The 24,550-nt window shown below is 67.9% G+C and carries 23 protein-coding genes and 1 riboswitch; of the genes, 9 read left to right on the top strand and 14 right to left on the bottom strand.

From position 1 onward, the window contains the following. Positions 1–65 precede the first annotated feature (65 nt). The 9 genes from ACFV4R_RS00725 to hemE all read right to left on the bottom strand — a co-directional run bounded on the left by ACFV4R_RS00725 (position 66) and on the right by hemE (position 9,791). Complete coding sequence (locus ACFV4R_RS00725) at positions 66–1,169, bottom strand: LLM class flavin-dependent oxidoreductase (protein WP_377202778.1); 1,104 nt, start codon at positions 1,167–1,169, stop codon at positions 66–68. Then, positions 1,166–2,149 carry a porphobilinogen synthase gene (gene hemB / locus ACFV4R_RS00720; protein ID WP_377202779.1) on the bottom strand — a complete coding sequence of 328 codons (984 nt, stop codon included), beginning with the start codon at positions 2,147–2,149 and terminating at the stop codon, positions 1,166–1,168. The genes ACFV4R_RS00725 and hemB overlap by 4 nt, the downstream gene beginning before the upstream one ends. Before the next feature lie 57 nt (positions 2,150–2,206). Continuing rightward, positions 2,207–3,067, bottom strand: coding sequence for a uroporphyrinogen-III synthase (locus ACFV4R_RS00715; RefSeq protein ID WP_377202780.1), 861 nt, complete (start codon positions 3,065–3,067; stop codon positions 2,207–2,209). A gap of 13 nt (positions 3,068–3,080) precedes the next feature. Next, complete coding sequence (hemC, locus tag ACFV4R_RS00710) at positions 3,081–4,079, bottom strand: hydroxymethylbilane synthase (protein WP_377202781.1); 999 nt, start codon at positions 4,077–4,079, stop codon at positions 3,081–3,083. Then, positions 4,076–5,341: a ferrochelatase gene (locus ACFV4R_RS00705; RefSeq protein WP_377202782.1), complete on the bottom strand. Its 1,266-nt coding sequence runs from the start codon at positions 5,339–5,341 to the stop codon at positions 4,076–4,078. Before ACFV4R_RS00705 ends, hemC begins: the two co-directional genes overlap by 4 nt. Further along, a complete protein-coding gene (hemQ, locus tag ACFV4R_RS00700) occupies positions 5,338–6,039 on the bottom strand; it encodes a hydrogen peroxide-dependent heme synthase (protein ID WP_377202783.1) in 702 nt (233 codons plus the stop codon). The genes ACFV4R_RS00705 and hemQ overlap by 4 nt, the downstream gene beginning before the upstream one ends. 112 nt (positions 6,040–6,151) lie before the next feature. Then, positions 6,152–7,150, bottom strand: coding sequence for a hypothetical protein (locus ACFV4R_RS00695; RefSeq protein WP_377202784.1), 999 nt, complete (start codon positions 7,148–7,150; stop codon positions 6,152–6,154). A gap of 111 nt (positions 7,151–7,261) precedes the next feature. After that, the gene (gene hemG / locus ACFV4R_RS00690) at positions 7,262–8,692 is read right to left on the bottom strand and encodes a protoporphyrinogen oxidase (RefSeq protein ID WP_377202785.1); all 1,431 of its coding nucleotides are present in this window, start codon (positions 8,690–8,692) and stop codon (positions 7,262–7,264) included. Between the two features lie 4 nt (positions 8,693–8,696). Further along, positions 8,697–9,791 (bottom strand): uroporphyrinogen decarboxylase, encoded by a 1,095-nt coding sequence (gene hemE, locus ACFV4R_RS00685; protein WP_377202786.1) that lies wholly within the window; start codon positions 9,789–9,791, stop codon positions 8,697–8,699. A gap of 158 nt (positions 9,792–9,949) precedes the next feature. Here hemE and ACFV4R_RS00680 point away from each other — a divergent pair, with 158 nt between their 5' ends. Beyond that, a complete protein-coding gene (locus ACFV4R_RS00680; RefSeq protein WP_377202787.1) occupies positions 9,950–11,275 on the top strand; it encodes a glutamyl-tRNA reductase in 1,326 nt (441 codons plus the stop codon). A gap of 159 nt (positions 11,276–11,434) precedes the next feature. On the opposite strand, the gene moeB is transcribed toward ACFV4R_RS00680, so the two are convergent. Beyond that, positions 11,435–12,634 (bottom strand): molybdopterin-synthase adenylyltransferase MoeB, encoded by a 1,200-nt coding sequence (gene moeB, locus ACFV4R_RS00675; protein WP_377202788.1) that lies wholly within the window; start codon positions 12,632–12,634, stop codon positions 11,435–11,437. An 84-nt stretch (positions 12,635–12,718) separates the two neighbouring features. On the opposite strand from moeB, the gene ACFV4R_RS00670 reads away from it, so the two are divergent. From ACFV4R_RS00670 to ACFV4R_RS00660, 3 genes are read left to right on the top strand one after another with little or no spacing between them, the layout of a single operon-like run. Further along, complete coding sequence (locus ACFV4R_RS00670; protein ID WP_377202789.1) at positions 12,719–13,384, top strand: TetR/AcrR family transcriptional regulator; 666 nt, start codon at positions 12,719–12,721, stop codon at positions 13,382–13,384. A 48-nt stretch (positions 13,385–13,432) separates the two neighbouring features. Then, entirely contained in the window at positions 13,433–13,657 is a 225-nt protein-coding gene (locus ACFV4R_RS00665; RefSeq protein ID WP_015937675.1) for a DUF3107 domain-containing protein, read from the top strand. A gap of 37 nt (positions 13,658–13,694) precedes the next feature. Then, the gene (locus ACFV4R_RS00660) at positions 13,695–13,997 is read left to right on the top strand and encodes a hypothetical protein (protein ID WP_377202790.1); all 303 of its coding nucleotides are present in this window, start codon (positions 13,695–13,697) and stop codon (positions 13,995–13,997) included. A 134-nt stretch (positions 13,998–14,131) separates the two neighbouring features. On the opposite strand, the gene ACFV4R_RS00655 is transcribed toward ACFV4R_RS00660, so the two are convergent. The 3 genes from ACFV4R_RS00655 to ACFV4R_RS00645 all read right to left on the bottom strand — a co-directional run bounded on the left by ACFV4R_RS00655 (position 14,132) and on the right by ACFV4R_RS00645 (position 16,552). Continuing rightward, complete coding sequence (locus ACFV4R_RS00655) at positions 14,132–14,962, bottom strand: thiazole synthase (RefSeq protein ID WP_377202791.1); 831 nt, start codon at positions 14,960–14,962, stop codon at positions 14,132–14,134. A 4-nt stretch (positions 14,963–14,966) separates the two neighbouring features. After that, on the bottom strand, positions 14,967–15,203 hold the full coding sequence (gene thiS / locus ACFV4R_RS00650) for a sulfur carrier protein ThiS (protein WP_091721612.1): 237 nt from the start codon (positions 15,201–15,203) through the stop codon (positions 14,967–14,969). Then, a complete protein-coding gene (locus ACFV4R_RS00645) occupies positions 15,200–16,552 on the bottom strand; it encodes an FAD-dependent oxidoreductase (RefSeq protein WP_377202792.1) in 1,353 nt (450 codons plus the stop codon). Before ACFV4R_RS00645 ends, thiS begins: the two co-directional genes overlap by 4 nt. After that, a riboswitch (TPP riboswitch) is annotated at positions 16,546–16,664 on the bottom strand. (Overlaps the previous gene by 7 nt.) 27 nt (positions 16,665–16,691) lie before the next feature. Between ACFV4R_RS00645 and thiE the strand changes: the two genes are divergently transcribed. From thiE to ACFV4R_RS00625, 4 genes are all read left to right on the top strand, one after another. Next, on the top strand, positions 16,692–17,414 hold the full coding sequence (gene thiE / locus ACFV4R_RS00640; RefSeq protein ID WP_377202793.1) for a thiamine phosphate synthase: 723 nt from the start codon (positions 16,692–16,694) through the stop codon (positions 17,412–17,414). Positions 17,415–17,534: 120 nt separating this feature from the next. Beyond that, positions 17,535–19,070: an RNB domain-containing ribonuclease gene (locus tag ACFV4R_RS00635; protein WP_377202794.1), complete on the top strand. Its 1,536-nt coding sequence runs from the start codon at positions 17,535–17,537 to the stop codon at positions 19,068–19,070. Positions 19,071–19,370: 300 nt separating this feature from the next. Further along, positions 19,371–21,056: a DEAD/DEAH box helicase gene (locus ACFV4R_RS00630; protein ID WP_377202795.1), complete on the top strand. Its 1,686-nt coding sequence runs from the start codon at positions 19,371–19,373 to the stop codon at positions 21,054–21,056. A 9-nt stretch (positions 21,057–21,065) separates the two neighbouring features. After that, positions 21,066–21,938 (top strand): DNA-methyltransferase, encoded by an 873-nt coding sequence (locus ACFV4R_RS00625; RefSeq protein WP_377202796.1) that lies wholly within the window; start codon positions 21,066–21,068, stop codon positions 21,936–21,938. A 71-nt stretch (positions 21,939–22,009) separates the two neighbouring features. Here the strand turns inward: ACFV4R_RS00625 and ACFV4R_RS00620 are convergent, their stop codons facing one another. Continuing rightward, positions 22,010–22,858, bottom strand: coding sequence for a PHP domain-containing protein (locus tag ACFV4R_RS00620; protein ID WP_377202797.1), 849 nt, complete (start codon positions 22,856–22,858; stop codon positions 22,010–22,012). A 79-nt stretch (positions 22,859–22,937) separates the two neighbouring features. Here ACFV4R_RS00620 and ACFV4R_RS00615 point away from each other — a divergent pair, with 79 nt between their 5' ends. Beyond that, positions 22,938–24,533, top strand: coding sequence for an aminopeptidase P family protein (locus ACFV4R_RS00615; RefSeq protein ID WP_377202798.1), 1,596 nt, complete (start codon positions 22,938–22,940; stop codon positions 24,531–24,533). The last annotated feature ends 17 nt before the right edge of the window (positions 24,534–24,550 follow it).

Below are 24,550 nucleotides of genomic sequence, written 5' to 3'. Positions count from 1 at the left end.
CGCCCTGTACAGCTGCCGCAGTGCCGGGGCCGGCTCCGCGGCGCGCCGGGAGGCGGGGCGGAAGATCAGCCGGCGAGGGCGTCTGCCACCCGGGGCGCCACCGCCGTGCCGAGCAGTTCGATGGAGCGCATCATGGCCGCATGCGGCAGCGGTCCGTTGCTGTACTTGAAGTCGAAGCGGTCCACGCCCAGGTTCCGTTTCAGCTGGACGATCTTCCGCGCCACCGTATCCGGGGAGCCGACGTACAGGGCGCCTTCCGGGGCGCAGAGGGCATCAAACTCACCGCGTCCTGCCGGACCCCAGCCGCGTTCGGCACCGAGCCGGTTGCGCAGGGCCAGCCAGTGCGGGAAGAACTCTTCCCGCGCCTGCTCGTCCGTGGCAGCGACGTGTCCTGGTGAGTGCGTGGCCACCTGCTGCATGGGATGTCCGTACTTGCCCATGGCTTCGCGGTAAAGGTCCGCCAGTGGACCGAAGGCACGCGGCTGGCCACCGATGATCGCGAAGATGATCGGGTACCCGTACTGGGCGCACCGCAGCACTGATTCGGGGGTGCCGCCTACGCCAATCCACGTGGGCAGCAGGTGGTGTTCGAGAGGCGGGTAGACGCTCAGCCCGTGCAGTGAGGGACGGGTCCGCCCTTCCCAGTGCACGGGTTTCTGCGCCCGCACCTTGTCAAAGAGCTCCAGCTTTTCTTCGAACAGGACATCGTAGTCGGCCAGGTCAAGGCCGAAGAGCGGGAATGATTCCACGAAGGATCCCCGCCCCAGCATGACTTCGGCGCGGCCGTTCGAGATCGCATCCACCGTGGAGAACCGCTGGAACACCCGGATGGGATCGTCCGAGCTCAACACGGTCACGGCGGAGCCGAGCCGGATCCGGGAGGTGCGCGCCGCGGCTGCAGCCAGGAAAACCTCCGGCGCGGACACGGCGTAGTCCTTGCGGTGGTGCTCCCCCACGCCAAAGGCGTGGAGTCCGACGGCGTCTGCCAGCTCCGCCTGCTCCAGCAGCTGGCGCAGGACTTCGGCGTGCGGCTGGGGGCTGCCGTCCGGATTCACGCCGACATCGCCGAACGTGTTCAGGCCGAGGAGGATCCGGTCCCCGCCCACGGGGGCCGTTGGGGATGAGGCCGGCGATTCCGGGACGGGCCCCTCGCCTGAATTGCCGTTCACCGGGCTTCCTTCAGCCAGCCGGCGAGCTCAGCGGCCCAGTACGTCAGCACCATGTGGGCGCCCGCCCGGCGGATGCCGAGGACAGACTCGGTGATGGCGGCGCGGCGGTCGATCCAGCCGTTGGCGGCAGCGGCTTCGATCATCGCGTACTCGCCTGAGATCTGGTAGGCGGCCACCGGCACGGGGCTCATGGCCGCGACGTCAGCGACGATGTCCAGGTAGCTCATTGCCGGCTTGACCATGACGATGTCCGCGCCTTCCGCGAGGTCCAGTTCCACCTCACGCAGCGCCTCGGTACGGTTGCCCGCATCCATCTGGTAAGTCCGCCGGTCGCCCTTGAGCTGTGAATCCACGGCTTCCCGGAACGGGCCGTAGAACGCCGAAGCGTATTTCGCCGAGTAGGCGATCACGGAGGTGTTGGCGTGGCCGGCGTCGTCGAGGGCGGCCCGGATGGCGGCGACCTGGCCGTCCATCATGCCGGACGGCCCCAGCATGTGGGCGCCGGCCTCGGCTTGGGCAACGGCCATCCTGGCGTAGATTTCCACGGTGCGGTCGTTGTCGACGTACCCGTCGGCGTCGAGTACTCCGCAGTGGCCGTGGTCGGTGAATTCATCCAGGCAGACATCGCTCATGATGACCAGGTCGTCGCCCACTTCGGCACGGACGTCGCTGATGGCCTTGTTCAGGACACCTTCCGGGTCGAGGGAGGCGGTCCCTTCGGCGTCGCGGGTTTCCGGGATGCCGAAGAGCATGATGCCGCCCAGGCCAAGTTCAACCGCCTCGGCCGCAGCACGCTTCAGGGAGTCGGTGGTGTGCTGCACCACGCCTGGCATGGACGTAATGGGGTTCGGCTCGGTGAGCCCTTCGCGGATGAAGGCCGGAAGGATGAGTTCGGCGGTGGCCAGCCGGGTTTCGGCGGTGAGCCGTCGCATGGCGGGGGTGGTGCGCAGGCGGCGGGGGCGTTGGCTGGGGAACGTCATGGATGCTGTCCTTCAGGTTGTTGCGTGGGTGCTGCTGCGGCCGGGTGGTCTGCCCGGTCAGGGCGGGGTGAGGGATTTGACGACGGCGGCCACAAGCCCCTCCGGCGTGGGCTCATCCGCCACCGCGGCCACGGGCAGGTCCAGCGCGGCTGCCTGTTCCGCCGTCGAACGTCCGATGGCCACGAGCCGGCAGCCGGCCAACGGTGACAGGGCGGCAATGCGGCGAACGGCGCTCGGGGATGCGGCCACCACGGCGGAAATTTGTCCGCCGGCGATTTCGGCCGCTGCGGCCTCGGGTGTGAGCAGAGCGTACGACGCCGTCGTTTGGCCCGCGCCGCCGTCTTCCGGCTGCACGGCGAGCCTGCGCTCCGCTGCCGCCGGGAAGTCGACCGTGCGGTAGGCCGTTACGGCTGTGACGTCACCGCCGCCTTTTCGAAGTCCGTCGGCCAGTGTGTCGGCGGCAATGTCAGCCTGGGGCAGCAGGACCCTGCCGCGCCCGGTCCAGGCTTCCAGGAAGCCGGCGGCCGACTGTTCCCCGGCCGGCGTCAGTTCCACTGCCAGGCCCTGGGACTCCAGGATCCTGCGGGTAGCGGGTCCGATCGCCCCGATCCTGGTGGCCTGAGGGACCAGGCGGCCCAATTCCAGTCCGCGTTCCGCTGCCTTTTCCATCAGGACGTGGACGGTGGTGGCGCTGCTGACCACCAGCCAGTCAAAGGCACCGGCGGCCAGGGCGTCGCAGGCGACATCCAGGGCATGCTGGTCCGGCGCGCGTTCAAAGTCGATCAGCGGCAGCAGGACGGGAGTGGCTCCTGCCCGGGCCAGCGCCTGGACAAGCGCCGCGGACCGTTCCGGGCTGCGGGTCACCAGGACGCGGGTTCCGCTGAGCGGTCCGTGCTGGCCGGGTGCGCTGGAAGGCATCGTCATGGCCGTGTCAGGAGGCCTGGAGGTCGGCGATGTCGGCGGCCCCGCCGGCAAGGAGGACTTCGGCCAGTTCGATGCCCAGCAGTGTGGCGCCCACTTCGGTGAGCCCGTCCGTGGCGCGTTTGTCCCGGACGGAAGCCTTACCGTCCACGGCACACACCACGGCTTCCAGGTGAAGCATGCTGCCCTTGCGGTACGCGTAGGCACCGACGGGAGCGGCGCAGCCGGCTTCGAGCCTGGCCAGCAGCGCGCGTTCGGCGGTGACGGCCAGCCGGGTGTCGGGGTCGTCGAGGGCGGCCAGGGCCTGCGCCAGCACTTCCTGGGAACCCTCAGTTGATCCGGGTTTGCGCGGCGCGTCGGCGGTCCGGCACTCGATGGCGAGCGACCCCTGGCCGGCGGCCGGGAGCATCACGTCGGGTTCAAGGTATTCGCTGACGGCGTCCAGCCGGCTGATGCGCTCCAAGCCAGCTGCGGCCAGCACCACGGCATCGAGGTCGCAGGACTTCCCGGGAACCACGTCTGCGATGGTGTTGCCGGGCAGTCCGGGGACGCGGCCCAGGCGGGTGTCCACGTTGCCGCGGATATCCACGATTTCCAGGTCGGCGCGCGCGGCCCGCAACTGGGCTGCGCGGCGCGGCGAGCCCGTCCCCACCTTGGCGCCCGCGGGAAGATCAGCGAGTTTGAGCCCGTCCCGGGCGCAAAGCACGTCGCGGACGTCCACGCGTTTGGGCGTCGCCGCGAGGCTCAGGCCCACGGCAGCGCCAGTGGGCAGGTCCTTGAGGGAGTGCACGGCGACGTCGCATTCGTCGCGCAGCAAGGCGTCGCGCAATGCGGCCACGAACACGCCCGTGCCGCCCATCTGCGAGAGCGGTCCGGTGAGGACGTCGCCGTCGGTCCGGATGTGGACGAGCTCCACGGGGAAACCTCCGACGGCGGCGAGCTGGTCCGCGGTCTGCTGCGTCTGGGTCAGGGCGAGCTTGCTGGCCCGGGTACCGATGCGGACAGTCACTGCTGCGCTGCTTCCCCGGACTGGCCCGAGGCGGTACCGGATCCGGCGGCCGGATACGGGTCGTGGCCGGTGCCGACGGTGGTGTCCGCCCCTGCGATGGTGGGTTTCTCGCCACGGAAGTTTGCGCAGCAGCCGGGCCGGCACACGTCGTACCAGGGACCGAGGCCGGTCAGCGCCGGGCGGTCGCTGATGTTGTTGGCCAGCGTGCGTTCGGAGATCAGGTCCACCAGCCCGTTAACGAACTTCCGGTGCGTGCCCGGCGTGGGAACGCGGGTAGCTGCCAGCCCAAGATTGGCACAGGTTTCCAGGGCCTCGGTGTCCAGGTCCCAGACGACCTCCATGTGGTCACTGACGAAGCCCAGCGGAACGATGACGATCCCCTTGGTGCCCTTGCCGGCGAGTTCCTCGATGGCGTCGTTGATGTCGGGTTCGAGCCACGGCACGTGCGGGGCACCGGACCGCGACTGGTACACCAGCGACCAGTCCGCGGTGAGTCCGGTTTCTTCCTTTACGCGCTCAATGACAGCCGCGGCGGTGGCAAGGTGCTGCGCCACGTAGGCGGAGCCCTCTTCGAACTCACGCGGTTCGCCCTCTGACCGGCCGGCGGCCTCGGCATCCCGGGTGGGGATGGAGTGGGTGGCGAACAGGATCTGGACCGGAGCGTCGGGAGTTCCGGCCTCGGCCAGCTTGGCGCGGACCTCGGCGAGGCCCGCGGCGGTGCCCTCAATGAACGGCTCCACGAAGCCGGGGTGGTCGAAGTACTGGCGGACCTTATCCACTTCGAGGCGGCCGTCGAGGCCGGTTTCCGTCAGGGCCATGCCGATGTCTTCGCGGTACTGGCGGCAGCTGGAGTAACAGGAGTAGGCACTGGTGGTGACCATCAGCAGGCGGCGGTGCCCGGCGTCGTACGCGTCCTGCAGCGTCTCCGGGATGTAAGGCGCCCAGTTGCGGTTGCCCCACAACACGGGCAGTTCGATGCCGCGGGCAGCGAGTTCAGCCTCAAGGGCGGCCTTCAGCTCGCGGTTCTGCTGGTTGATGGGACTGATGCCGCCGTTGGCACGGTAGTGGTGCGAAACTTCCTCAAGCCGTTCGTCGGGGATGCCGCGGCCGCGGGTGACGTTTCGGAGGAACGGGATGACGTCGTCCTGGCCTTCGGGCCCGCCGAAGGAGGCGAGGAGGACGGCGTCGTAATTCTTGGGAGCCATGCGGCCGGCCTCGGTGACGGGGTTGGCGACGGCGGTATGGGGGTCGAGCGGGCTCATGCGAGTACCTCGGCTACTTCCTCGGCGGAGATCCGGCGTCCGGTGTAGAACGGGATCTCTTCACGGACATGGTTCCGCGCTTCGGTGGCACGGAGGTGGCGCATAAGGTCGACGAGGTCAACCAATTCGGGGGCCTCAAGGCCAAGGATCCATTCCCAGTCGCCCAGGGCGAAGGAGGAGACCGTGTTGGAGATGACCTGGGGGAAGTCGCGGCCCAGCAGTCCGTGGTCACGGAGCATCTTGCCGCGCTCGGCGTCGGGCAGGATGTACCACTCGTAGGAGCGGACGAACGGGTACACGCACAGCCACTCGGCCGGGGCAACGCCGCGTGAGTAGGCCGGGGTGTGGTTCTTGGCGAACTCTGCTTCGCGGTGGACGCCCATGGCGGACCAGACAATTTCCGTGCCCGCGAAAAGGTCGCTGCGGCGAATGTCGCGGATGGCCTGCTGCAGGGCCTCCGGCTTAGGGCCGTGGAGCCACACCATCACATCGGCGTCGGCCCGCATGGCTGAGACGTCGTAGCTGCCGCGGTGCGTGACACCGGCGGCCGCGAGCCGCTCCAGCAGCGTTTCGAAGTCAGCTGCAGCATCGGCGCTGCGGTCAACCTGCCCGGACCGCTTGAAGACCGTCCAGAGGGTGAAGAACTGCTCGGCTGATTCTTCGGTTTTAGTGACAGATTCGGCAGAAGTGTGGCTCATGGTTACAAGTTTGCCCCTTCGCTACCCCCAAGTCGAAACCGAATACTTCTACGGCGTGTAGAAGTGCTTAATGTCACAGACGACCCGGCGTCCGCAGCTGGACGAGTGCCAGTCAGGGCTTGCGGAGACGCAGGTAGACGAGGCCCGCGGCACCGCCCACTGCAACGAGCCCAACGCCCAGCCACACCACAGCCGTCTGCATTTCTGACTGCGCCGGCGTCAGCGTGCCGGTGCTCCGCACGGTACTGCTCGCAGCGGCGCTGCCGGGCAGTGTTGCGGCCCGGGGCACGCGCGTGTCCGCCACGTGTCCCAGTCCGCTGGCTGCAGATACCAGCCGGTCCGCACCCGTCGATCCGGGAGTGCCCGAAGCGCGGCCAGCAGAAGCGTTGCTGCCCGGAGCAGCTTCGGCGGACGGCATGGCGCCGTCCGTGGACGATGGCTGGGCTACTGCCGGCGCGGCCGCAGTTGCGGAAACCTGCGGGGCGTTCGCCCGGGGAGCGGCCGGAGCTTGCTGGGCCGCCTGGAGCTCGGGAGTGGCCTGGGACTGTCGCGTTTCCGGTGCGGCCTGTGTGGTGGCGGCACCGGCAGGTACCGGGGCGGTTGCCGATGGACCAGCCGCGCTGCCAGAGGGCAAGGGCAGGGGCAGGTCCGGGAGCGGAACCGGAGGGAGGGTGACGGCCGGCGCGGTCAGTGCCCGGGCACTGGACGTGGGAGCAGCGGTGGCGGTGGCCGTGAGGGCAACGGTGGCCGTCGCCGTGGCCGTCAGGGATGCCTGCACTGCCGGGACCAGCGACGCGGGCACGGAGATAACGGCCGGGGCTGCCGTCCGCCGGCGGGTGTCCTTGGCGGCTGCTGTCTCGCGCGCTTCGCCGGGTTCCTTGGCCGCCCCGGAGCCGATGGCGAGGGACACATTCACAGGCAGGGACCCCGTTGCCAGCGTGGCGGACGCGGCGCTGTCGCCGGGGTCCGCCGTCCCCTGGTCTGCCTGGGACGCCTGTGCGCCTGTGGTGAGAACCAGTACCGCTCCGACGGCCGCGGCTGCTGCGCTGCGTCGGATTCCCCCATGGATACCGGTCCGGGACGTTGAAAGCTCGGACCTGTGTTGAACCATGGTCATCGACCCTAACCAAAGCCGGCAGGGAAAGAAAAGTTTGCAACCGCCGCCGCTATGTGCGCGGGCGGGCCCCGAAGCCGCGGCCGCGCTCCTGACCAGCGGCGACGGTCAGGACAGCAGGTTCCGCAGCTGGGTCCGGGTGTCGGACACCACGGCTGCCAGGCCGTTGCCGGCAACCCAGCCGCCCACGACGGCCAGGGCGCCGGTGGCGGAGCAGGCTTCCCGGATGGACGCCACCCGTGCACGGTGTCCCACCGCGGCAAACGGCAGCGAGCCGCGCCAGCGGACCACGTCCCAGTCCACAACGTCGCTGCGCCGGATAGGAACTTCCAGCAGTGCCGAGGCATCGTGCAGGGCAGCTGCCAGCAGTTCCTCATCGGTCTCCGGACCGCGCTGCTTCTCTGGCCCGCCGTCGCCGTCGGCCCGCCCATAGGACAGCCGCACCACGTGCCGGCCCGGCCCGGCTGCTTCGCGCAGCCATTCCCATTTGCCGGTGGCGTGCGTCAAGGCCTTCGCACCGATGCCGGGCGTTTGCGGCGCTACCAGGACGCCGGTGCCGCGCGGGCGGCTGTCCAGCGCCGCATTGCCAATGACCAGGGTCACCAGCTTCACGTCGGGGCCGGAGCCGGGCTTCTTTCCTGCGATTCCCGGAACGGACGGCGCCAGGAGGTCGACGGCGGCGGGACCGTCCGTGGCCACCACCAGGACGGTGGCGTCGTAGGTTGTTTGCCCGGCGGTTACCCGCCATCCCTGAGGCGTGCGGTCCGCGGATTCGGCGCGGGTGCCCGTCAGGAGGGTCACTCCCCTGGCGGCGAGGTCTGCCACCAGCGCGTCGGTCAGCGTGTGCATGCCGCCCTTGAGTCCGGCGACGGCGGCGCCGGCTTTTGCGGGGCCGCCGGCTTTGCCCCGGCGCAGCGCGGAAACCGCGGCAGCGAGGGAACCCTCCCGGCGCAGCCCGGCACGGAGACCTGGCGCAACCATGTCGACGTCGAGCATCCCCGGATCCGCCGAGTGGACGCCCCCCACCACGGGCGCCACCAGCCGCTCCAGGACGCGCTTGCCCATCCGCGCGCGGACCAGCGCAGCCACGCTTGCCACGTCCTTGCCGGCACCTACCGACGCCGGAAGGAAGCGGTCCGCTGAGGCCCGGAGCGCACCGAACAGGCCCAGGGACCGCCGGACTTCCGGGTCCCACGGATTGGCCGGGATGCCCAGGACGCCGGTCTTGGGCAGCTCGCGGGGGCCTTCGGGCAGTTGCACCCACGCGCCGCCCGGCCGGGGCTGCACGATGTTGGTGTCCAAGGCGAGTTCGGCGGCAAGGGATGCGACGGCGTCGGACCGGGTGGCGAACGATTCCGCCCCGCTGTCCAGGTTGATCCCGGCCACCGTGTGGCTGCCGACGCAGCCGCCCCAGGCGCCGCTTTCCTCGAGCACCGTCACCCGGTAGCCCGCTGCGGAGAGTTCCCTGGCGGAGAGCAGGCCGGATATTCCCCCGCCCACCACCAGCGCCTGGCTGGATTCTGCCGGCGAGCTGTCCACGCGGCTACTCCGGGGAGATGGAGTGGATGAGTTTGACCACGCGGGTCAGGACGTCCGGGTCGGTTTCCGGCGGGACACCGTGGCCGAGGTTGAGGACGTGGCCGGGGGCCCCGGCTCCGGCGGCTATGACGTCGCGGACGTGTGCTTCGAGGACGTCCCATGGAGCGGACAGCAGGGCGGGGTCAATGTTCCCCTGGAGCGGTACGGAGCCGCCCAGCCGGCGGTTGGCTTCGTCGAGCGGCAGGCGGTAGTCCACGCCCACGACGTCCACCCCGACGTCGCGCATGGCAACGAGGAGTTCGGAGGTGCCGGTTCCGAAGTGGATCAGCGGCGCGCCAAGGTGGCGGACGTGGTCAAGGGCGCGGGAGGATGCCGCCGCCACAAACCGCTGGTAGTCAGCCAGGCCCAGCGAGCCTGCCCATGAATCGAAGAGCTGGCCCGCGGACGCTCCCGCTTCGAGCTGGGCGCGCAGGAAGAGCCCGGAGGCGTCGGCAGCCCAGTTGGCCAGGGCGTTCCAGGTTTCCGGATCGGCGTGCATCATGGTGCGCGGGCCCAGGTGGTCGCGTGAGGGCTTGCCTTCCACCATGTACGCGGCCAGGGTGAAGGGTGCGCCGGCAAAACCGATCAGGGGCGTCTTGCCCAGTTCGGCAACGGTGAGGCGGACAGCTTCCCGGATGGGCTCCAGGGCTTCCCAGGTCAGCTTCGGAAGGGCGGCCACATCCGCTGCAGTCCGGACGGGCTTGTCCAGCACGGGGCCGACGCCGGGAACAATGTCGACGCCCACGCCGGCCAGCTTGAGCGGAATCACGATGTCCGAGAAGAAGATGCCTGCGTCGACGTCGTGCCGGCGCACGGGCTGGAGGGTGATCTCCGAGGCCAGTTCGGGCCGGAGGCAGGAGTCCAGCATGGCGATGCCTTCGCGGACCTTGAGGTATTCCGGCAGCGAACGCCCGGCCTGCCGCATGAACCAGACGGGACGGCGGGACGGCTTGCCGCCCCGGTAGGCCGTGATCAGCGGGGAGTCAGCGGTGCGGCCATCCATGAGCGGATGGTCTGCGGCGAGTGTGCCGGCAGCGGAGACGGCGGGGCTAGGAGTCATGCCTTCGATTGTGCCCAAAATCAGCGGCAAAAGATAACGACAGGCTGTCACGGATGGGCCCTGCCGCCGCCCGGTGGCAGGAATCACAGCCCCTCACAGGCGCACTTCGGCCTACCCGTTGTTCTACCGAGCTGCGAAAAAGCTATGATAGGTCTGCTGTGGTTCTTTTTTCATTGGTGGCTACACACGCCGACATCGATCTTGAGACCGTTGCTCAGTTGAGCAACGGTTCCTCCGGGATTGCCGCTTCCGTGCTCTCCGGCTCACCGGCAGTGTCCGGGGCCGTGGTCCTGGCTACGTGCAATAGGTACGAAATCTACGGCGAGGCTCCGAATACGGACGACGTCGAGGCCGCCCGCGCTGCGCTCGTGGCCCAGATCAGCGCCAAGAGCGGGCTCGCCGAACCACTCGTTTCGCGCTCCTTCAGCACCCGGACCGGCCCCGAAGTGACCCGGCACCTCTTCGCCGTGAGCGCGGGACTGGATTCCGCCGTCGTGGGCGAACGCGAAATCGCCGGCCAGGTGCGGCGCGCCCTGATCACCGCGCAGCATGAAGGCACTGCCAGCTCAGGGCTGGTGCGGCTTTTCCAGGCCGCCTCCAAGACCGCCAAGGACGTGGGCGCCCAGACCGCACTCGGTTCACGGGGCCTGTCCATCGTGTCAGTAGCCCTGGACCTCGCGACGGACCTCTCCGAAAACCCTGACTGGTCCGCCAAGAAAGTTGTCGTTTTTGGAACCGGTGCGTACGCTGGCGCCACCATGGCGCTGCTTCGTGAACGCGGCTGCACCGACGTGTCGGTCTTCTCCTCGTCCGGCCGTGCCGAAGGGTTCGTCGCCACCCGGGGAGGCACGGCCCTGGACGCTGACTCGCTCCGCCCGGCCGTGGCCGCAGCGGACGTCATGATCGGCTGCAGCGGTTCCGATACCCGCGTTGAAGCCGACGAACTGGCGCAGGTCCGTGCCGGCTCCACCCAGCCGCTGATCGCCATTGACCTTGCCCTCACCCACGACTTCGATCCCGCCGTGGGAGAACTCGATGGCGTGGAACTGCTGACGCTCGAATCCGTGCGCCTTGCGGCGCCGCAGGAGCAGGCCGAATCACTGGCGCAGGCCAGCGGCATCGTCAAGGGCGCTGCCAGGGCTTTCGAACAGGAACGCGAAGCCCGGTCCGTAGACTCAGCCATCGTTGCCCTCCGCCGGCACACCATGAACGTCCTCGACGCCGAAATGGAAAAGGTCCGCGCCCGGCACGGCTGCACTGCAGCGGCCGAGGAGGTGGAGTTTGCCCTGCGCCGGATGGTGAAGCAGCTGCTGCACGTACCCACGGTGCGCGCCCGCGAGCTCGCCGCGAACGGCCAGCAGGACGACTATGTGGCGGCACTGGAAGCGCTCTACGGCATCACCGTGGAACAGCCGGGAACGGCAGCTCCCGCGGCGGGCCAGCCGGAATGCCCGGTGGACCACAAAGGCCTCGAAAGCGCCTGACCCTCCCCCCTGCTCGTCACGCCCGCTCACTATCGGCGGCAATAATCCCAACGCGCGCTCACTAGTGGCGCACAAAACGCCAACGCCCGCTCACTTTCCTCAAGGGAGTGAGCGGGCGTTGCCAGTTAAGCCGCCGGAAGTGAGCGGGCGTTAGTGGGGTCAGTAGACGGGCTTTTGCGGTTCCACCTCACGCACCCAGGAAAGAATGCCGCCGTCGAGATGGCTCACGCGCCGGTAGCCTGCCTTCTGCGCAGCCGCCAGGACGTTCGCCGAGCGGGTGCCCGCCTTGCACAGGAACACGATGTCCCGGTCCTGGGCAATCTCCCCCCAGGCATCCCCGGCCAGGATCCTCCCCTGCGGAATGAGCACGGCGCCCTCGATCCGGACGATCTCGAACTCACCCGGCTCGCGGACGTCCACCAGGTCGAAGTCCTTCAGGCCGGCCTGCCGTGAGGCCAGCATGCTGGCGAGCTGGGCGGCGGTGACGGTGTGCTCAGTGTCTGCCGGCGCTTGGGGCTCGATGCCGCAGAACGCCTCGTAGTCGGTCAGTTCGGTGATGGGAGCGGCGGCCGGGTCCTTGGACACGCGGATCTCACGCCAGCTGCCGCCCAGGGCGTCGTACAGCGCCACCCGCCCCAGCAGGGAGCGCCCGACGCCGGTAATAAGCTTCACTGCCTCAGTCACCATCAGTGATCCCACGGCCGCGCACAGCATGCCGAAGACGCCGCCCTCGCCGCAGGAGGGAACAGAGCCGGCCGGGGGCGCCTCAGGGTAGAGGTCGCGGTAGGTGGGCCCGTGCTTTTCCCAGAAGACGCTCACCTGGCCGTCGAAGCGGAAGATTGAGCCCCAGACATAAGGCTTTCCCAGGATCGCGGCGGCATCATTGACCAGGTAGCGGGTGGCGAAATTGTCTGCACCGTCGAGAATGAGGTCGTAATCGGCAAACAACTCCAGCGCGTTGGATGCGTCGAGCCGGACCTGGTGCAACCGGACGTCCACAAGTGGATTCAGGGCAGCTATGGCGTCGCGCGCCGATTCGATCTTCGGCCGTCCGACATCTGCCACACCGTGGATGACCTGGCGCTGAAGGTTGCTCAGGTCCACGGCATCGTCGTCGATGATCCCCAGGGTTCCAACTCCCGCGGCTGCGAGGTAGAGCAACGCGGGCGAGCCCAGCCCGCCGGCGCCGATAACCAGCACTTTCGCATTCTTGAGCCGCCGCTGCCCTGCCGAGCCGATTTCCGGAATGATGAGGTGCCGGGAATACCGTTCCACCTCGTCGGAGGTGAGTTCCGCGGCGGGTTCCACCAAAGGATCAAGGGAAACTGCTGAAACATTTGCAGTGAACGGCGAAGGCATACTTCAATGTATGCCCCGGGGTACCGCCTGGTCATATTACCCCGCAGTAAAGTGGGGGTAACTGCAATGGAAAGAAGGACAACTGTGGTCCATGAAGCACGGGCTGACCGCCCGCCCGCAGCCGAACCGCAAAATTCCTCGCGACCCGCAGGACAACGGTCGGCCCGGCTCCCCCGCGATGAACGGCGGGCACAGCTTCTTTCCGCAGCGCAGGAAGTCTTTGTGGCGAACGGGTACCACGGTGCCGCCATGGATGAGATCGCCGAGACCGCCCATGTCAGCAAGCCGGTCCTGTACCAGCACTTCCCGTCCAAACGCGAGCTGTACCTGGCCCTCCTGGACAGCCACCTTGCGTCCCTGACCGATCTGATGCTGGGGGCGCTGAACTCCACCACTGACAACAAGGAACGCGTCCAGGCTGTCATGCGGGCATACTTCCGGTTCATTGCCAGCGATGACCAGGCCCACCGCCTGGTCTTCGAGTCCGACCTCGTCAACGATCCCGACGTCAGTTCGCGCCTCGAGACTTTCAACCGGACCTTTGCCGATGCCATTGCCCGGGTGATTGCCGGGGACACCAAGCTGCCCCACCTCGAAGCGGAACTGCTGGGCCGCGGCCTGGCGGGGATGGCGCAGGTCAGCGCCCGGTACTGGCTGGAAACGGACGGCAACCTGGACCTCGATGTGGCCAGCGACCTCATCTACCGTTTAGCTTGGCGCGGAATCTCTCGCTTCCCCAAAGAGTCCTAGACTACAAATAGACCATCATCAAAGAACCTGACCGGCTGGGAGGCCCCTGTGGAAATTAAGATCGGCGTGCAGAACGTTGGCCGCGAGATCGTCCTGGAATCAAACCAGGATGCGGAGACCGTGGCCAAGGTTGTGGGAGAAGCCATCAAGGGCGGCAGCGAACTGCGCCTCACCGATGACAAGGGGCGCCTGATCATTGTTCCCGGCAACGCCCTGGGCTACGTGGAAATCGGCGCGGAAGAAGTCCGGCGCGTAGGATTCGGCCAGTTCTAGCACCGGCCGGAACTGCCCTGCGTCCCGGAGGAGACCCATGCTTTCCCTGATCATTGTTGTGCTGGCCACCCTCGCGGCTGGCTTCATTGTCTGGGCCAATGACAAGCGTCACGCCAAGTATGGCGCAGGCCTTCCGGCCGGCGTGGCTGTCGGGGTGGCTGCACTGAGCTGGATCATCCTGATGGCGGCGGGGTTCGGCTACCTTCCCGGACTGACATGGCTTCCCTGGGTGCTGCCCATAGTGCTGGGCGCGGCTGCATCCGTCGGGGCGGCGCTCGTTCTGGGCCGCACCCGGGCAAGGAACGATACCCACCGGCTGACCGCCATTCTGAGGCGCTAGTCACCGAAAAAAGGCTGTGGCCGCCACCTTCAACGGTGGCGGCCACAGCCTTTTAATCGGGGCCATCCCCCAACCGGTACAGTCCCCAAAACGTCATGGTCAATGTCGCGTCAAAGTCCGTGAAGCATTACTGCCTAAAGGAACTCGGCCCGGCCCTCCATGGCGGACGACGCCAGTGCGTGCTCGCGGCGGGGAATGCGGCCGGCTTCCTTCGCCAGCCGCCCGGCGATGACGGCGTGCTTAAACGCCTCACCCATCAGGGCCGGGTTCTGGGCCCGGGTCACCGCCGTGGCCAGCAGGACAGCGTCGCACCCAAGTTCCATGGCCAGCGCCGCGTCGGATGCCGTGCCGATCCCTGCGTCCAGGACCACGGGCACGTTGGCCCGGGAAACGATGAGTTCGATGTTGTGCGAGTTAAGGATTCCCAGCCCGGTGCCGATAGGAGATCCCAGCGGCATCACAGCGGTGGCACCCAGGTTTTCCAGCCGGAGGGCCAGGACGGGGTCGTCGTTGGTGTAGGCGAAGACTTTGAAGCCGCGGTTGACCAGCTGTTCGGTGGCCTCCACCAGTTCAACGGCGTCCGGCAGGAGCGTGTGCTCGTCCGCGATGACCTCGAGCTTCACCCAGTCGGTTTCCAGCGCTTCCCGGGCCAGTTCAGCGGTCAGGACGGCGTCCCGCGCAGTGAAGCAGCCTGCCGTGTTGGGCAGGACCCTGATCCCGTGGTCCACCAGCAATTGGAACAGGGAGCCCGACTCCGCGGGTGAGTAGCGCCGCATGGCCACGGTGGTGAGGGATGTTCCGGAGGCAACCAGTGCGGCGCCCAGGCCGTCCAGGCTGGGGGCACCCCCCGTCCCCATAATGAGCCTCGACTCCAGGGCGACGCCGTCAATGACGAGGGCGTCAGGCCTGGTTGGTGCCGCGGAGGTAAGGAGGGCCGGTTCGGGAACGGTGTTCGTTTCGATCATGGTGTCAGCCTCCCTGTACTGCGGTGACGAGTTCGACGTCGTCTCCGTCAGCGAGCGCGGTGCCGTGCCATTGGCTGCGGGGCACAACTTCGGAATTGTGCGCTACCGCCACCCCCAGTCTTTGTCCGTCGGTTGCCTGGCCGTCTGCCGCAAGCGCGCGTCCGGTCACTTCGCTGACCAAAGCCGTGATGGACGCACCGTCCGCCACGGTGCGGGATGCCCCGTTCAGGGTGATGTTCATGCTGTCTCCTTGATGTTGATGCTGGGGGCCGGGATCCGGCCGGAAAAGCGGTCCGGACTGAACGGCTGCCACCGGGGGTCAGCCTTCCCGTCCATCAGGTCACGGCAGATGGCGGCCGCGGCCGGGGTGAGGAGGACGCCGTGGCGGAAGAATCCTGTGGCCACGATGAGTCCGGGGATATGCGCTGGACTGCCGTCTGCCCCGTCCACGGGAACCCTGCCCAGCAGCGGGGCATTGTCCGGGGTGGCCGGGCGGGCCCGCGCCGTGCATTCGAGCAGCTCCAGCTCTGCGACCGCAGGCACCAGCACCTGGGCGTCCCGAAGCAGCTGGTACACGCCACCAGCTGACACTCCGGACGCAGCGCCGACTCCCGCCAGGGCGTCCTCCCGCTGGGTGGCGCCGATGACCACGGTTCCGTCCTCGCGTGGAACCAGGTAGACGGGCACACCGCGCACCAGTCCGCGGACCGTGGACGTCAGCAGGGGCTGCAGGTGCTGGGGGACGGACAGCCGCAGGATGTCACCGTGCACTGGGCGCAGAGGTAACCGGAGTCCACTCGGCAGGTTGTCGAGGGAACCCGCCGCCATGCCGTTGGCAACCACCGTTTCGCCGGCGAGCACCAGTCCGCCTCCGGCAAGCCGGACGCCAGCCACGCCCCCGTCCGCCCACTCCAGTGCCACTGCCCTGTCCGCCACGGCGAATCCGTCCAGCGCGCCGGCAACGGCAGTGTCTGCACCCGCAGTGCCGGCAAGGCCGCTGCCGGCCGTCAGGTGGTTGGCCAAGGCTGCCCGGAAGCACTCCACAAGTCGCCGGGGATCCACCTGGTGGTCCGCAGGGGTATCGAGTGCGCAGGCAATGGCGGGGCTGAGCAGCGGTTCCCGGCGCCGGACCTCCCGGACCGTCAGGGGTTCCACGGCGAGTCCGTTAGCCTGCTGCACGCCACGCAGGTCCATGAGTGCCTGCCGGTCGGCGGCGTCGGCGCCAACGGTCAGCGTGGGCGTCGCCAGGTATCCGGAACCGCGGCCTGACACGCGGCCAAGGTCCGCGGCGAACTGCGGCCAACGCTCCGATGCATCCAGCATGAGGCCCAGGAGCTCTTCCTCCTGGTAATGCAGCTCGCTGACGGGGGCCAGCATGCCTGCCGCCGCCCAACTGGCTCCGGATCCCGGTGCATCATCGATCAGCACCACGGACCTGCCAGAGCACCTGGCTTCCCAGGCGATGCCGTGGCCTATGACGCCCCCGCCGATCACTGCTACGTCGGCGGATATTGCCGGGACAGTGGCAGACTCTGCGATGGTGCCCGGAGGGCTTTCGGGGATGCCCGGAGGGCTTTCGGGGATGCCCATGGTGTCTCCTTCCCTACGCCGGTATTAACCGGATCAGGTCAAGCGGTCGGCTCTGACGCCCTCTCAGCCCGGCGCTTTGTGACAGCTGCCGCGGGCTCCCGCAGTACGAGGCAAGTGTAGAGGAACTAGGCTTGCAGCCATGAATGTGTCCCACTCCCCTGCCCCCGCCGCAGCACCCGGCACCGATGCCTTCACCACCGCAGCGGGTAACGGCGCACTGAAATCCGCACGCCTGTACCTCTGCACTGATGCGCGCCGCGGCCGCGGTGACTTCGCCGGGTTCGTGGACGCGGCGTTCGAAGGCGGCGTGGACATCATCCAGCTGCGGGACAAGTCCATCGAGGCGGCCGAGGAACTGGACCTGCTGGCCGTCCTCAAGGAATCCGCCCAACGGCACGGGCGGCTGTGGGCCGTCAATGACCGGGCGGACATTGCGGTCCTCTCCGGTGCCCCCGTTTTCCATGTGGGCCAGAAGGACCTGCCGGTACCTGCCGCAAGGACGCTGCTCAACGGCAACGCCGCCATCGGCCTGTCAAGCCACACGCCGGAGCAGGTGGACGCCGCGCTGGCCGACGCCGCAGGACCTGCCGGCCTCGACTACTTCTGCGTGGGCCCCCTCTGGGCCACCCCCACCAAACCCGGCCGGGCCGCCGTCGGCCTGGACCTGGTGAAGTATGCGGCCGCGAAGGCGCCCAGTGACGTGCCGTGGTTCGCCATCGGCGGGATCGACCACTCCAACGTCGACCAGGTGGTCGGAGCCGGCGCGTCAAGGATCGTGGTGGTCCGCGCCATTACTGACGCAGCCGATCCCGCTGCCGCCGCTGCCTCGCTTCGTACCGCGCTGGACGCCGCGGCTTCCTGAAGCTGCGGACACCCCACAACCCGGTTTCCCGAACGTGCGGCGCCCCGCAGCAACACGTCAGGAGCGCGCCCCGCACCGATTCCCTGCGTAATCGGATGACTTGGGGTTAGGCTGATTTTCGTGTCACATCATCGGCTGGCTCCCAACGTCCATGAGCGCACCAATGCCCTGGAAGAGGCCCTGGCCGCGCTGCGGACGGAGCTGGAACTTCCGGGCCCCTACCCCGATGACGCGGTCAAGGACGCCGAGGCCGCGGTGGCAGCGCTGCACCTGCCGGACTACGACCTGACCGCGGTGGAGTTCGTCACCATCGATCCGGCGTCGTCCACGGACCTGGACCAGGCCGTCTTCATCGAAACGGACGACGACGGCGGGTACCACGTCCTGTACGCCATCGCCGATGTCCCCGCGTTCGTTGCGCCCGGCGGACCCCTGGATGCCGAAACCCGGCGCCGGGGCCAGACCTTCTACGCCCCGGACGGGCGTATTCCGCTGCACCCTGAAGTCATCAGCGAGGGCGCCGGCAGCCTCCTGCCGGACCAGGACTGCTCGGCCTTCGTGTGGGATTTCCAGCTCGACGGCAACGCCGAGGTCACGACCGTCGGTGTCCGCCGGGCACGCGTTCGAAGCCGTGCGAAACTCAGCTACAAGGGTGCACAGGCTGACCTGGACGCCGGTACTGCCACTCCCCTGCTGGGCCTGCTGAGGGAAGTGGGGCTCAAGCGTGTCCGCCTGGAACGCGCCCGGAACGGCGCCAGCCTGAACATGCCGGACCAGGAGATCGTCCAGCTGCCGGATGGCGGCTACCGCATTGCTGCTGCTCCCCAGCTGCCGGTGGAGGACTGGAACGCCCAGATTTCCCTGATGACAGGGATGGCCGCCGCCAAGATCATGCTCGATGCCAAGGTGGGGATCCTGCGCACCATGCCGCCACCGGACGAGCGTTCCCTGCACCATTTCCGGCTGCAGACAGAAGCTCTGGGCAAACCCTGGGACGGCGAGGTGGGATACGGCGAATACCTGCGGACCCTCGACCCAACGGACCCCCGGCAGCTGGCCATCATGCACTCGGCCGGCATGCTCTTCCGCGGCGCCGGCTACACCGCTTTTGACGGCAATGTTCCGGAGGCCGCGGTCCAGGCGGCCATCGGGGATGCCTATGCCCACACCACTGCGCCGCTGCGCCGCCTGGTGGACCGCTTTGTGCTGGTGACCTGCGAGGCGCTGAGCAACGGCGGTACTGTCCCCGGCTGGGTGCGGGACGCGCTGCCGACCCTCCCTGAGATCATGGCGGGCTCGGACCAGCTGGCATCCCGGATGGAGCGCATGGCGCTGGATACGGTGGAGGCCGCCCTGCTGGTCAACCACATCGGCCAGGAGTTCGACGCGATTGTGATTTCGGGGTCGAAGCCGCAGAAAGAGAACGGCAACGGGAACAACGGCCACGGCAACGGCAACAGCAAGAACGGGAACGGGAACGGGAACGGGAACGGGAGGAACGGTAATGGGAACGGGTCCTCCGGGATCATCCAGATCGCCGACCCTGCCGTGACAGCCCGCTGCGCCGGTGAACTGGAGTCCGGCACCAAGGTCAGGGTCCGTCTGGTGTCGTCGGATATTGCCGCCCGGGAAGTGCACTTCGAACTGGTTCAGTGAGCCTGACGCCCTCCGGTCCCGGCTTCCACACGGCGCGGAAACAGGGATTCCGGGCTGATGCGGCTAGACTGAAGAGGTAGAAATGGATGCCCGGTCGTTGATTTCCTTGAACTGAAACCAACAAGCCCGCCCCTACGCGATCTTGAGATTTGCCCGCTGGTCGCCAGTGCCAGCGTTAGATAGCCCGCGATCGGCTTCCACTGGAATTGCTTGCGCGCTTTGTTCGTGCTCCGGATCGGCCCCAGCGGCCTGCCTGTTGAGCACGCTGCGCGATTGCCCAAATGAATAAGGAAACTCCCCGTGAGTGAATTGCATACCCACCAGCTGTTGACGGACACCACCGGCACCGAGACCATCGAGCCCGAAGAGACCATCATCTCCGATGAGAAACCGCACGAAATTGCGGAAAAGTCCTTCGCCGACTACAACGTCCGCCAGGACATCGTGGACTCCCTCGCCGACGCCGGGATCACCCACCCTTTCCCCATCCAGGCCATGACGCTTCCGGTCGCACTGTCCGGCCACGACATCATCGGCCAGGCCAAGACCGGAACCGGCAAGACCCTCGGTTTCGGCATCCCCGCACTGCAGCGCGTCGTCGGCAGGGACGACGCCGGCTACGACAAGCTGGCAGTACCGGGCGCACCCCAGGCGCTGGTCATTGTTCCCACCCGTGAACTGGCCGTGCAGGTTGCCAGCGATTTGCAGACCGCCTCGACCAAGCGGAACGCCCGCATCGCCACCATCTACGGCGGCCGCGCCTACGAGCCCCAGGTGGAAGCGCTGAAGAACGGCGTGGAGGTGGTGGTGGGCACCCCCGGCCGCCTCATCGACCTTTACCGGCAGAAGCACCTGAGCCTGAAGAACGTCCGCATCGTGGTGCTGGACGAGGCCGACGAAATGCTGGACCTGGGCTTCCTGCCGGATGTGGAAACCATCATCGCCGGCACCCCTGCCGTCCGCCAGACGCTCCTCTTTTCCGCCACCATGCCCGGCCCGGTCATCGCCATGGCACGCCGCTACATGACCCAGCCCACGCACATCCGCGCCGCAGACCCCGATGACGAGGGCCTGACCAAGCGGGACATCCGGCAGCTGATCTACCGTGCCCACAGCATGGACAAGACCGAGGTTGTTGCCCGCATCCTGCAGGCCCGCGGCCGCGGCCGGACCATCATCTTCACCAAGACCAAGCGCACCGCAGCCAAGGTGGCGGAGGAACTGGTGGACCGCGGCTTTGCGGCCGCGGCAATCCACGGCGACCTGGGCCAGGGTGCCCGCGAGCAGGCCCTGCGCGCGTTCCGCAACAACAAGGTGGACGTCCTGGTGGCAACCGACGTGGCTGCCCGTGGCATCGACGTGGATGACGTCACGCACGTGATCAACTACCAGTGCGTTGAGGACGAGAAGATCTACCTGCACCGCGTGGGCCGTACCGGCCGTGCCGGCAACAAGGGCACGGCCGTGACCTTCGTGGACTGGGACGACATGCCCCGCTGGGGCCTGATCAACAAGGCCCTCGGCCTGAGCGTCCCCGAGCCCGTGGAGACGTACTCCTCCTCCCCGCACCTCTACGAAGAGCTGGACATCCCCGAGGGAACCAAAGGCCGCCTGCCCCGCAACAAGCGCACCCTCGCGGGCGTCGACGCCGAGGTCCTCGAGGACCTGGGTGAAACCGGCAAGAAGAACAGCCGGGAAAGCCGCGGAAACGATGGCCGGGACCGCGAAGGCCGCGGCCGGTCACGTTCGGGCGGACGCGACGGACGCAACCCGGAAACGGGCCGCTCAGGTGAGCGCCGCCGTCGTACGTCCCCTGACGCTGCCGAAACCCCCGCAGCCCCGGCTGCCGCTCCGGAAGCGGCAGCCGCCTCCGACGCTGAGAAGACCTCGCGTACCCGCCGCCCCCGCACGCGCACCCGGCGCCGCAACGGCGAGGTCGTGGCCGGTGCAGACAAAGGCACCCAACCCGGCAGCACCGAGGGCTGACCGGACGGAATGACGAACACTGTTTGGGCGCCGGACGGCGGCAGCCTGGTGGTGCACGCGGACAACGCGCAGTACCTCCCCACGCTGCCGGACGGCGCCTTCACGCTGATCTACGTGGACCCGCCCTTTAACACGGGCCGGGCGCAGAGCCGGCAGGAAACCCGCATGGTTGCCAACGCCGGCGGCAGCGGTGACCGCGTAGGCTTCAAGGGCCGCTCCTATGACACCATCAAAGGCGCCCTGCACCGCTACGACGACGCCTTCAGCGATTACTGGTCCTTCCTGGAGCCGCGCCTGGTGGAAGCCTGGCGGCTGCTGGCCGACGACGGCACGCTGTACCTGCACCTGGACTACCGCGAGGTGCACTATGCCAAGGTGATGCTGGACGCCATCTTCGGCCGCGAATGCTTCCTGAACGAGATCATCTGGGCCTACGACTACGGCGCCCGCGCCAGGAACCGCTGGCCCACCAAGCACGACAACATCCTCGTGTACGTCAAGAACCCGTCCAAGTACCACTTCGACAACGCCGAGGTGGACCGCGAGCCGTACATGGCGCCGGGCCTTGTTACGCCTGCCAAGCGTGAGCTGGGAAAACTCCCCACCGACGTCTGGTGGCACACCATTGTGTCCCCCACCGGCAAGGAGAAGACCGGGTACCCTACGCAGAAGCCCGAGGGTCTCATCCGCCGTGTCGTCTCAGCGTCCAGCCGGCCCGGCGACTGGTGCCTGGATTTCTTCGCCGGTTCCGGAACCCTCGGTGCGGTGGCGGCCAAGCTGGGCCGCAAGTTCGTGTGCGTGGACCAGAACCAGCCGGCCGTGGACATCATGGCCAAACGGTTGGGTGCGCACGCAGCCTTAACATCCTTCCCGCCCAAGTAGGTCGCACCAGATGCCGTTTTGAGCCTCCAAAACGGCATCTGCTGCTACCCAGTTGGGAAGGCGCCCAGGAATCAGCGGCGGACGACGGCGGTTCCCGAACCCAGTTCCTCGATCCGTGCCAGCACCTCCGGTGCCGTCAGGTTTTCGCCGAGCAGGTTCGGCTTGCCCGTGCCGTGGTAGTCCGAGGACCCGGTGACCAGCAGGTTGTTCTCCGCGGCCAGGCGGCGCAGGAAGCTGCGGCCCTCCTCAGGGTTGTCGCGGTGGTTGACCTCCAGCCCCGCCAACCCGGCATCGATCATGTCCCGGTAGACCCGCTCCCCCACGATCCTTCCGCGGGAGGACGCCACCGGATGGGCGAAGACGGGAACACCGCCGGCAGCGCAGACCAGCTCGACGGCGACCGCTGGGTTGGGTGCGTAGTGCGGGATGAAGTAGCGGGAGCGGGAGGTCAGGATGGAAGCGAAGGCCTCAGAGCGGTCCTCCACCACACCTGCCGCCACCAGGGCATCGGCAATATGCGGGCGGCCCAGAGTGGCCCCCGGCGCCACATGGTGGATCACGTCGTCCCAGGTGAGGGGATAGTCCTCGGCCAGGAGCGTGACCATCCGCTCCGCGCGGGTATGGCGGGCCTGCTTGGCCTTGGTGATTTCCTCGAGCAGCCCGGGGTGCGCGGGGTCGTGCAGGTAGCTGAGCAGGTGGACGCTGATGCCCTCAGCCGTCCGGCAGGACACCTCCATGCCGGGGACCAGTGCCACCCCGACGTCGACCACGGCGGCAGATGCTTCCGCCCACCCGTCCGTGGAGTCATGGTCAGTCAGGGCCACCACGTCCAGGCCCGCGCGGGCGGCAGAGGCCATGACGTCGGCGGGTTTCTCCGTGCCGTCGGAGACATTGGAGTGGGCATGCAGGTCGATCCTCACCTGTACAGACTAGTTGACCCTGCGGCTCCGGCACCGGAGGCTGTTCGCGCAGGCGGGACGCTGGTGAGACGATGGTCCCGTGAACGATGCCGAAAACACCCCAACCTCTGCTAACCAGCCGCTGGAGGAGCGCGTCAACAACCGCTCGCAGCGGCCCAGTTCCGACGCCTTCAAGGCCTTCATGGCCAGCAACTGGGCGCCGTCAAGCCAGGAACTTCCCGGCCGGGACGACGTCGCAGGCCACGCCGCGACCCGGCGCAAGGCCATCTCGGCCCAGTTCAAAGGTGAACGCCTGGTCCTTCCCGCGGGTCCGCCCAAAGTCCGCTCCAACGACTGCGACTACCGGTTCCGCCCGCATTCCGGCTTTGCCCACCTGACAGGGCTGGGCCTGGACCACGAGCCGGACGCCGTCCTGGTGCTGGAGCCCGTTGATGAAGGAAAGGGCGACGACGGCGGGAACCACTGCGCCACGCTCTACTTCCGTCCGCTGGCCGGCAGGGATACCGAACAGTTCTACGCCGACTCCCGCTCCGGCGAATTCTGGATTGGCGCCCGGCCCACCCTGGCTGAGTTCGAAGCCCGCCTTGGCCTGGCCACCGGCCACATCGACCAGCTGGAAACGGCGATCACCAAGAACGTGGGCGCGCCGGAGATCGGCGGCATCTCCATCCGCCTGGTCCGCAAGGTGGACGAGAACATTGACGCCCTGGTGGACACCGCCCGGTACAACACCGCCAAAGATCCCGAAAACCTCGACATGGGCGTCCTCGATGCCCTGGACGAGAAGCTCAGCGAAGCCCTCTCCGAGCTGCGCCTGATCAAGGACGAGTGGGAGATCGGGCAGATGGAGCTGGCCGTGGCCGCCACGGTGGAAGGCTTCGAAGAAGTGGTCAAGGTCCTGCCGCGCGCCCTGACCCACGCCCGCGGCGAGCGGGTAGTGGAAGGCGCCTTCTTCGCCCGCGCCCGCGAGGTGGGCAACGAGCTGGGCTACGACACCATCGCCGCCTCCGGCAACAACGCCACCGTGCTGCACTGGACGCGCAATACCGGGAAGATCCACGCCGGCGAGCTCCTGCTCCTGGACGCCGGCGTCGAGGCCGACTCCCTGTACACGGCCGACATCACCCGCACCCTGCCCGCGAGCGGCACGTTCAGCGATGTCCAGCGCAAGGTCTACCAGGCGGTCCTGGACGCGGCCGACGCCGGGTTCGCAGCAGCGCAGCCGGGCACGAAGTTCCGCGACATCCATACCGCCGCCACCACCGTACTGGCGGAACGCCTCGCCGAATGGGGACTCCTTCCCGTCAGCGTGGAAGAGGCCATCAGCCCCGACGGCCAGCAGCACCGGCGGTGGATGCCGCACGGCACCAGCCACCACCTCGGCCTCGACGTCCACGACTGCGCGCAAGCCAAGCGGGAGCTGTACCTCGACGGCATCCTGGCCGAAGGCATGGTGTTCACCATCGAACCGGGCCTCTACTTCAAGGACGAGGACCTGGCCATCCCTGAGGAATACCGGGGCATCGGTGTCCGCATCGAAGACGACATCCTGATGACCGCCGACGGGCCGGTCAACCTCAGTGCGGCGTTGCCCCGCACGCCGCAGGACGTAGAGACGTGGATGGCCGGCATCTACCGCGAAGCAGACGAATCCCGGCAGGCGTCCCAGGGCTGACGCCTGGCTGGCCGGCC

Origin of the sequence: Pseudarthrobacter sp. NPDC059871 (assembly GCF_042731175.1) — a bacterium.
Lineage (GTDB): Bacteria > Actinomycetota > Actinomycetes > Actinomycetales > Micrococcaceae > Arthrobacter.
This window is presented reverse-complemented; position numbering and strand designations above follow the sequence as displayed.

Bases quoted from the DNA above. Each gene is read 5' to 3' on its own strand.
- ACFV4R_RS00705 (WP_377202782.1), bottom strand. From the start codon at position 5,341: ATGAGCCCGCTCGACCCCCATACCGCCGTCGCCAACCCCGTCACCGAG.
- thiE (WP_377202793.1), top strand. From the start codon at position 16,692: ATGAATGTGTCCCACTCCCCTGCCCCCGCCGCAGCACCCGGCACCGAT.
- ACFV4R_RS00660 (WP_377202790.1), top strand. From the start codon at position 13,695: ATGCTTTCCCTGATCATTGTTGTGCTGGCCACCCTCGCGGCTGGCTTC.
- hemE (WP_377202786.1), bottom strand. From the start codon at position 9,791: ATGACTCCTAGCCCCGCCGTCTCCGCTGCCGGCACACTCGCCGCAGAC.
- ACFV4R_RS00625 (WP_377202796.1), top strand. From the start codon at position 21,066: ATGACGAACACTGTTTGGGCGCCGGACGGCGGCAGCCTGGTGGTGCAC.
- ACFV4R_RS00645 (WP_377202792.1), bottom strand. From the start codon at position 16,552: ATGGGCATCCCCGAAAGCCCTCCGGGCATCCCCGAAAGCCCTCCGGGC.
- moeB (WP_377202788.1), bottom strand. From the start codon at position 12,634: ATGCCTTCGCCGTTCACTGCAAATGTTTCAGCAGTTTCCCTTGATCCT.
- hemQ (WP_377202783.1), bottom strand. From the start codon at position 6,039: ATGAGCCACACTTCTGCCGAATCTGTCACTAAAACCGAAGAATCAGCC.
- ACFV4R_RS00695 (WP_377202784.1), bottom strand. From the start codon at position 7,150: ATGGTTCAACACAGGTCCGAGCTTTCAACGTCCCGGACCGGTATCCAT.
- ACFV4R_RS00715 (WP_377202780.1), bottom strand. From the start codon at position 3,067: ATGCCTTCCAGCGCACCCGGCCAGCACGGACCGCTCAGCGGAACCCGC.
- thiS (WP_091721612.1), bottom strand. From the start codon at position 15,203: ATGAACATCACCCTGAACGGGGCATCCCGCACCGTGGCGGACGGTGCG.
- hemB (WP_377202779.1), bottom strand. From the start codon at position 2,149: ATGACGTTCCCCAGCCAACGCCCCCGCCGCCTGCGCACCACCCCCGCC.
- ACFV4R_RS00655 (WP_377202791.1), bottom strand. From the start codon at position 14,962: ATGATCGAAACGAACACCGTTCCCGAACCGGCCCTCCTTACCTCCGCG.